6 protein-coding genes and 1 pseudogene are annotated in these 6384 nt (G+C 63.3%); 3 read left to right on the top strand and 4 right to left on the bottom strand.

All coding sequences use genetic code 11. From position 1 onward, the window contains the following. Window positions 1-937, top strand: a 937-nt coding sequence (locus DTW89_RS18405) for a S16 family serine protease (RefSeq protein ID WP_330863511.1), incomplete at its 5' end; no start/stop codon positions are given. Window positions 938-1545: 608 nt separating this feature from the next. Here the strand turns inward: DTW89_RS18405 and DTW89_RS18395 are convergent. Then, a complete protein-coding gene (locus DTW89_RS18395; RefSeq protein ID WP_007182542.1) occupies window positions 1546-1848 on the bottom strand; it encodes a putative quinol monooxygenase in 303 nt (100 codons plus the stop codon). A gap of 66 nt (window positions 1849-1914) precedes the next feature. On the opposite strand from DTW89_RS18395, the gene DTW89_RS18390 reads away from it, so the two are divergent. Together DTW89_RS18390 and DTW89_RS18385 are read left to right on the top strand one after the other, a co-directional pair. Beyond that, window positions 1915-2928, top strand: a complete 1014-nt coding sequence (locus DTW89_RS18390) for a GlxA family transcriptional regulator (RefSeq protein WP_442858121.1) — start codon at window positions 1915-1917, stop codon at window positions 2926-2928. A gap of 216 nt (window positions 2929-3144) precedes the next feature. Then, on the top strand, window positions 3145-4209 hold the full coding sequence (locus DTW89_RS18385) for an alkene reductase (RefSeq protein WP_114656990.1): 1065 nt from the start codon (window positions 3145-3147) through the stop codon (window positions 4207-4209). Window positions 4210-4582: 373 nt separating this feature from the next. Here DTW89_RS18385 and DTW89_RS18380 read toward each other — a convergent pair whose 3' ends face one another. The 3 genes and pseudogenes from DTW89_RS18380 to DTW89_RS18370 form a co-directional block, all read right to left on the bottom strand. Next, window positions 4583-5467 carry an alpha/beta fold hydrolase gene (locus tag DTW89_RS18380; protein ID WP_114656989.1) on the bottom strand — a complete coding sequence of 295 codons (885 nt, stop codon included), beginning with the start codon at window positions 5465-5467 and terminating at the stop codon, window positions 4583-4585. 201 nt (window positions 5468-5668) lie between these two features. Beyond that, window positions 5669-5914, bottom strand: a complete 246-nt coding sequence (locus DTW89_RS18375; protein WP_161555650.1) for a glutathione S-transferase family protein — start codon at window positions 5912-5914, stop codon at window positions 5669-5671. A 20-nt stretch (window positions 5915-5934) separates the two neighbouring features. Next, window positions 5935-6359 (bottom strand): annotated as a pseudogene (locus DTW89_RS18370) (YkvA family protein). Window positions 6360-6384: the final 25 nt, after the last annotated feature.

Below are 6384 nucleotides of genomic sequence, written 5' to 3'. Positions count from 1 at the left end.
CACCGAAGCATTGCTCATCGAAAGCGCCGCCCAGTGCCAGCAACGCGGCGGCACCCTGGTGGACGCTGCCGACGTGCAAGCCGCCCTGCAGGCCCGCATGCTGCGCCACAACTACCCTGAGGAGCAGCTGCATGAATCCATCGTGGAGGGGGAACGCCTCATCACCCTCACCGGCAGCGTCACCGGGCAGATCAATGCCCTCACGCAGATCGATCTGGGCGACTACCGCTTCGGCTTCCCCGTGCGCATCACGGCGCGCACGTTTGCCGGGCACGAAGGCCTGCTCAACATCGAGCGCGAAGTCGACATGTCGGGGCCCATTCACGACAAGGGCGTGCTGATACTGCACAGCTACCTCACCGCGCTGTTCAGCCATGTGGCACCGCTGGCGCTCAACGCCTCCATCGTGTTCGAGCAGGAATACAGCGGTGTGGAAGGCGATTCGGCCTCGTGCGCGGAGCTGTACGCACTGCTGTCCAGCCTGTCAGACCTGCCCCTGCGCCAGGGCATCGCGGTGACCGGCGCATTGAACCAGCACGGCGAGGTGCTGCCCGTGGGCGGTATCAACGAAAAGATCGAAGGCTGGTTCCGCGCCTGCGCGACGGCGGGGCTGGACGGCACCCAGGGCGTGCTCATTCCCGCCCGCAACCAGCGCCACCTGATGCTGTCGAGCGAGGTTGCCGATGCGGTCGAACGCGGCCTGTTCCACGTCTACACCATGCAGCATGTGAGCGAAGGCATTGCATTGCTGACGGGCGAGGCGTCGGGCATGAGCCCGGCGGAGTTGCTGCAAGCCCAGGCGGATGAGCTGGCCGGAGGCGCGGCCACGATGGAGGACACAGTGATGCAGCGGGCAGAGATGACGCTGCGGGCGTATCGGAGGGCTTGCCAGGCGGCGGGCGCAGCGCGGAGGGGGCGCGCCGTTCGGGGACGCTAGCTCGCTCAGTGCGCCGAAGACTAAGAGCCTGTTTACGGTCTCTCAGGGGTCGCGCAGCGGTCTTGGCGGGCTGGTATGCAAGGCGCGGGGTGCATCCAATAGCTTGGCTATTGGCAAGCGCCGCAACGCCGCAGACCACCCGCAAGGACCACTGCCCGAAGGGTTGGAGCGAAATCGGGTGATTGAATGCTCCGGCTGCTTGCATGGGCAGCAGCCCATGCGGCGCATACGAACCATCCACTCATCCCGATTGCGCTCCAACGCGATCCCCTGCGAGATCGTAAACAGGCTCTAAAGGCGCTGGGATCCGGCACCCGCGATCGACCACCCTGGGCCGAGGGCATGACTACCGGCAACAGCGGTGCGATTTTCTTGAACAGCGCGGCGCTGACCTCATTGTTCTTGTAACGCGCCATGCAGCGTCAAACGCCGATCAGGTGTTTGACGGTGCCATGGTTTTGTTAGTGGCTATGAACGCCGGGCTGAGTCATTCGCCACGGGGCCTGGCCACATGCCTTGATCCCCACCGGCCAATCGAGGGGTAGCGCCGCGCAGGGCCGTGTGACACCCATCCTGCAGCGTGACCTGATGGGGTCAAGGCCGGGTTGTCATGCAGGCAGTTTGGCTGCAAGCAGTTCGACCTTCTCGATATTGGGCGGAGAACTGAGCAAGGTCGCGGCGTTGGCCATCAAGGCCGCGGCGATCTGGCCGTTCAAATGTGCCTGGCGACCTGCCTCATCGGCGAAGGCATCGAACACACCGAAGGTCGAAGGGCCAAACTTCAATGCGAACCAGGCTGTGGTGCCGGACTCGGCGTTGGCGAGCGGCAGTGCGCTGGCCAGGAAGTCGGCAAGCGCAGCCTCCTGGCCGGGTTTAGCTTCGAGGCGAACAAACAGGGCGAGCTTGGTCATGCTGTATTCCTTTGGGTAAATGGAAAAGTGGGTGAAGGGATTTACGAGACTGCAGTCTAAGTCTTCATGACAGACATCTCCAGTGGCAATAATGACAATATTGGTATCATTGTTGCCATGAAACTCCACCTCCTTATTTGTGATGGCGTGTTTGATCTGGGGCTTGCGGCGCTCACTGACACAGTGGGCTTGGCCAATGCGATGGCGGGCTCGCTGCCACAGGCTCCCGGGCACATAGAGCTCACGCTGGTGGGTGTGCGGCGTCGCATCCGAACAGCGCAAGGCTTGACGGTGCCCGTGGTCACTGCGCGTGGTGTGCCCGAACCAGACGTCGTGCTCGTGCCCGCGTTTGGCGACAAGATGCCTGACACGCTCTCGGCTCGGCTCACACGCCCCGATGTGCCCGACGCGGTCGCGGCGCTGCAGCAGTGGTCCACCGCTGGCGCGCACCTTGGCGCCGCTTGCTCCGGTAGTTTCTTGCTTGCAGAGAGTGGTCTGCTTGATGGGCATCGTGCGACGACGTCATGGTGGCTGGGGCCGATGTTTCGGCAGCGCTATCCGAACGTCACGCTGGACGAGTCACGCATGATCGTGAACTCGACACGCTTCACCACCGCGGGTGCCGCTTTGGCCCACGTCGACTTGGCCTTGCGCATCATCCGAGGGCGCAGTCCGGCGCTGGCGGCCCTGGTGGCACGCTATCTGCTGGTCGAGACACGCAGTTCGCAAGCCGAGTTCGTGATTCCCGACCACCTTGCACATGCCGACCCGACGGTCGAGCGCTTCGAGTGCTGGGCCAGACGTCGGCTCGCGCAAGGTTTCTCGCTGGCCGAGGCGGCCAGCGCCGCGGGCACAAGCGAGCGCACCTTGGCGCGGCGGCTGCAAAGCGTTTTGGGCAAGACACCCCTGTCGTATTTCCAGGACTTGCGCGTCGAGCATGCCGTCCATCTCTTGCGCACCGGGAACGCCAGCGTCGACCAGGTCGCCGCACAGGTCGGGTACTCGGATGGAGTGACCCTGCGGACCCTGTTGCGCCGCAAGCTGGGCCGGGGGGTCAGGGAGTTGCGACGCGGTGGATGACCAAAGGCGTTTGGTGCATGTACGGCTGGAGACCGCCGCGAAACTGTCGGCAGCAAAGCCTTCCCAACCCGTGTCCACTACATCGTGCGTTGGGTGCAAAAGCACCAGCCGTGCCAAAGCCGTCTTCAGTGACCTTTCGAACGTCTGAGTATTGGGAAACTGTTACCTTTACCACTGCCTTCTGTTCAGTAACCAGTAACCTGGATTTTCATTCGCATGCTATTCAATCCACTTCAAGTAGGTTCTCTCACCCTGCCCAACCGCATCCTTCTGGCACCACTGACACGCGCCCGTGCCGACGCCGGCCACATGCCCAACGCGCTGATGGCCGAGTACTACAGCCAGCGTGCCACCGGCGGCCTGCTGATTTCCGAATGCACCATGGTGGCGCCCGGTACATCGGCCTTCGTCAATGAGCCTGGCATCTACAACGACGCGCAGATTGCAGCCTGGAGGCAGGTGACCGACGCGGTGCACGCCAAGGGTGGACGCATCTTCATGCAGATTTGGCACGCTGGCCGCGCAGCCTACCCTGGCGCTGCCGATGGCGCCCCCATTGTCTCCAGCAGCGCCACCGCCATTGAGGGTGAGATCCACACGCCCCAAGGCAAGGTGCCGCACGCGGTGCCCCGCGCCCTGACCGCCGAAGAGATTCCCGGCATCGTGGCTGCATTTGCTCAAGGCGCACGCAACGCCATTGCCGCCGGCTTTGATGGTGTGGAAGTACACGGCGCCAACGGCTACCTGATTGACCAGTTTCTGCGCGACACGCCCAACCAGCGCACCGATGCTTACGGCGGATCGCTGGAAAACCGTGCACGTTTGCTGTTCGAGGTGCTCACCGCCGTGACCCAGGCCATCGGTTCCGAACGTGTGGGTCTGCGCCTGTCGCCGCTCAACAGCTTCAACAGCATGAAGGACAGCGACCCGCTGGCCCTCATCGGCTTCCTGGCCGATAGGCTCAATGCCTTCAAGCTGGCCTACCTGCACGTGATGCGCGCCGATTTCTTCGGCGTGCAGAAGGCCGATGTCATGCCCGTAGCGCGTGAAAAGTACAAGGGTGTGTTGGTGGGCAATATGGGGTACAGCGCTGATGAGGCAGAGGCAGCCATTGCCGAAGGTAAGCTTGACGCTGTGGCCTTTGGCACCGCCTTCCTGGCTAACCCGGACCTGCCCGCACGCATCAGGGCCAAGGCACCGCTGAACGCGCCTGACTCCAACACGTTCTACACAGGTGGCGCCAAGGGCTATACAGACTATCCGACACTGCAGGTCGCATAAATCACCGCCCCAAAAGATCGAAGAAACGAGCCGCTTTATACCCAAGGCTCTGCCCTTCGATCTTGCGAAGCTGTGAATCGATGGCGTCTACCGAGTGTAGTACGCCATCACGATCTTTAATGGATAAGTTGCCTCGGTTTGCTCCGCCGCCGGCCGAACTCGTACGACGTACATCGTTTCCGGTTCAAACAGTACCGAGGCCGCACTATCCTCCCACCCTGCGGTGACGGTTAGGCCGCGAACGGCTGCCCGCCGCTGCTTACCGGCGGCTCAAGATGCAAACGTGATCTTCTGCTTTGGGTCGGGAGCAGCCAGCCATTACCCCCTGGTTACTTGCGCAAAACCTGCCTATTTCATAGGGATCGGGTACCGACTACGCCAGACCCGTATGCGCCCGCAGCCACGCCGCAACATCCCCCGTCACCTCATCCCGATTCGTCTCATTCAAGATCTCATGCCGCGCGGCTGGGTACAGCTTGACCGCCACATCGGCCACACCGGCATCGCGATACCGCTGCCCCAGTTGCTCCAACAACACCCCGCCTGCGGCCAGCGGGTCTGCGTCGCCGGATGCGATGAGGATGGGCAGGTCGCTGCGGATGCGCGCGAGTTGCGCGGGGTCGGCCAGCCGGGGGGCGGGGGCGAAGAGTGAGGGGATCACATCGGGTGGCACGTCCCACCCGCACCACGGGTCGGCCACGTAGGCATCCACCTCGGCAGCGTCGCGCGACAGCCATTCGTAGCCGGTGCGGTGCTCAAAGCCTGCGTTGAAGGCCGCGAGCCCGGCGGGGGCATCAGCAGGCGCATTGGCCACAGCGGCGGCAAATAGGTCGAGGGCTGTGGAGCCTGACAGGATGACGCCGGACCAGGTGGATGAATGGTCAATGATGGCCGCCTGCGCTGCGAACGAGCCCATGGAGTGGCCGAACAGAAAGAGCGGAAGCTGCGGCCCATGCTGCGCGCGCAGCAGTGCGCCGAACTGGGCCACGTCGGCAATGAGGCCGCTGAAGCCAGCGCTGCCAAAGTCACCCAGGTTGTCACCTGCCGTGCGCCCGTGGCCGCGATGGTCCACAGCGTGGACGATGAAGCCTGCTGCGTTGAGGGCCCGGGCAAAGCGGTCGTAGCGCTCGCCATGTTCAGCAAGGCCGTGGGAGATTTGGACGACGCCCACCGGTTGGCCCGGGGTTTCGGCCCAGGCGTAGGTGGTGATAAGGGTGCCGTCGGCGTTGGACTGGAAGGAGGACGTGGTGGTGCTCATCAGTTCATTCTGGCACGGTAATGGGGCCGCGCTGTCGCTTGCGCATCATCGCCGCCTGATGCGGGGGCGCTGTGCAGTAGGCCATGGCTATGGCGCTGGCCTACGTGCTGCAGCGGCGTGGCGCGCGAAACCGGCCATGACAGATTTGCGGCCACTGCCACTGCAATTTTTTGACCATGCTACCCGTTGCCGATTAGCCCGTTACCACTTGGGCAGGATGCGCTCACCAGGCAGCATTTCGTAGGGGCTGGCCCATCCGGGCAGTTGGCGCAGGCGCTGCAGCCACGCATGAATGTGGGGGTAGCTCACGGCCACGTCGTAGCCGCTTTCTTCCAGCGGGTAGAACATGTAACCGCACAGAGAAAAGTCAGCCATGGTGGGCTGATCGCCCACCTTGAAGGCCCGGTTTACCAGGTGCTGGTTGACGATGCCAAAGGCGTTGTCCATGCGCCCCTTCAGCCAGCCCATCACCGCAAGCGCCCATCACTGGACATTAGCCTTCCACCCAGGGGCCGCAACCACACCCACAAAGCGCTCCCCACCAACAGCCACAACGCCACCACCAGCACCGCCCCCGCCATGCTGCGGGGTTGGGCGCCCTCGGTCTGCATCCAGGCATCGGCTTGGCCACGGCGCTCGGTCAGCACATCGGGCGGCAACAGCTGCAACGTCAGCCAGATCAAGCCCGGCAGCAGCAGCACATCGTCCACATAGCCCAGCACCGGGATGAAGTCAGGGATCAAGTCAATCGGGCTCTGCGCATAGGCAACCACAAAAAGCCCCAGCGCCTTGGCATCCCAAGTGTCCTGGGGTGTTTGCCTGCAAACCACTGGGGGACCCCATCGAGCTTGATGCGCTTTGCCCAAATTCTCAATGTGTCGCTTATGCCCATGCCGATGTCTCAAGGTGCCCCTAGG

Source organism: Acidovorax sp. BoFeN1 (genome assembly GCF_003345135.1).
Classification (GTDB): domain Bacteria; phylum Pseudomonadota; class Gammaproteobacteria; order Burkholderiales; family Burkholderiaceae_C; genus Acidovorax; species Acidovorax defluvii.
The sequence above is the reverse complement of the archived record's forward strand: the minus strand, read 5'-3'. Positions and strand labels throughout refer to the sequence as shown.

Bases quoted from the DNA above. Each gene is read 5' to 3' on its own strand.
- DTW89_RS18395 (WP_007182542.1), bottom strand. From the start codon at position 1,848: ATGACCAAGCTCGCCCTGTTTGTTCGCCTCGAAGCTAAACCCGGCCAG.
- DTW89_RS18390 (WP_442858121.1), top strand. From the start codon at position 1,915: ATGACAGACATCTCCAGTGGCAATAATGACAATATTGGTATCATTGTT.
- DTW89_RS18385 (WP_114656990.1), top strand. From the start codon at position 3,145: ATGCTATTCAATCCACTTCAAGTAGGTTCTCTCACCCTGCCCAACCGC.
- DTW89_RS18380 (WP_114656989.1), bottom strand. From the start codon at position 5,467: ATGAGCACCACCACGTCCTCCTTCCAGTCCAACGCCGACGGCACCCTT.
- DTW89_RS18375 (WP_161555650.1), bottom strand. From the start codon at position 5,914: ATGGACAACGCCTTTGGCATCGTCAACCAGCACCTGGTAAACCGGGCC.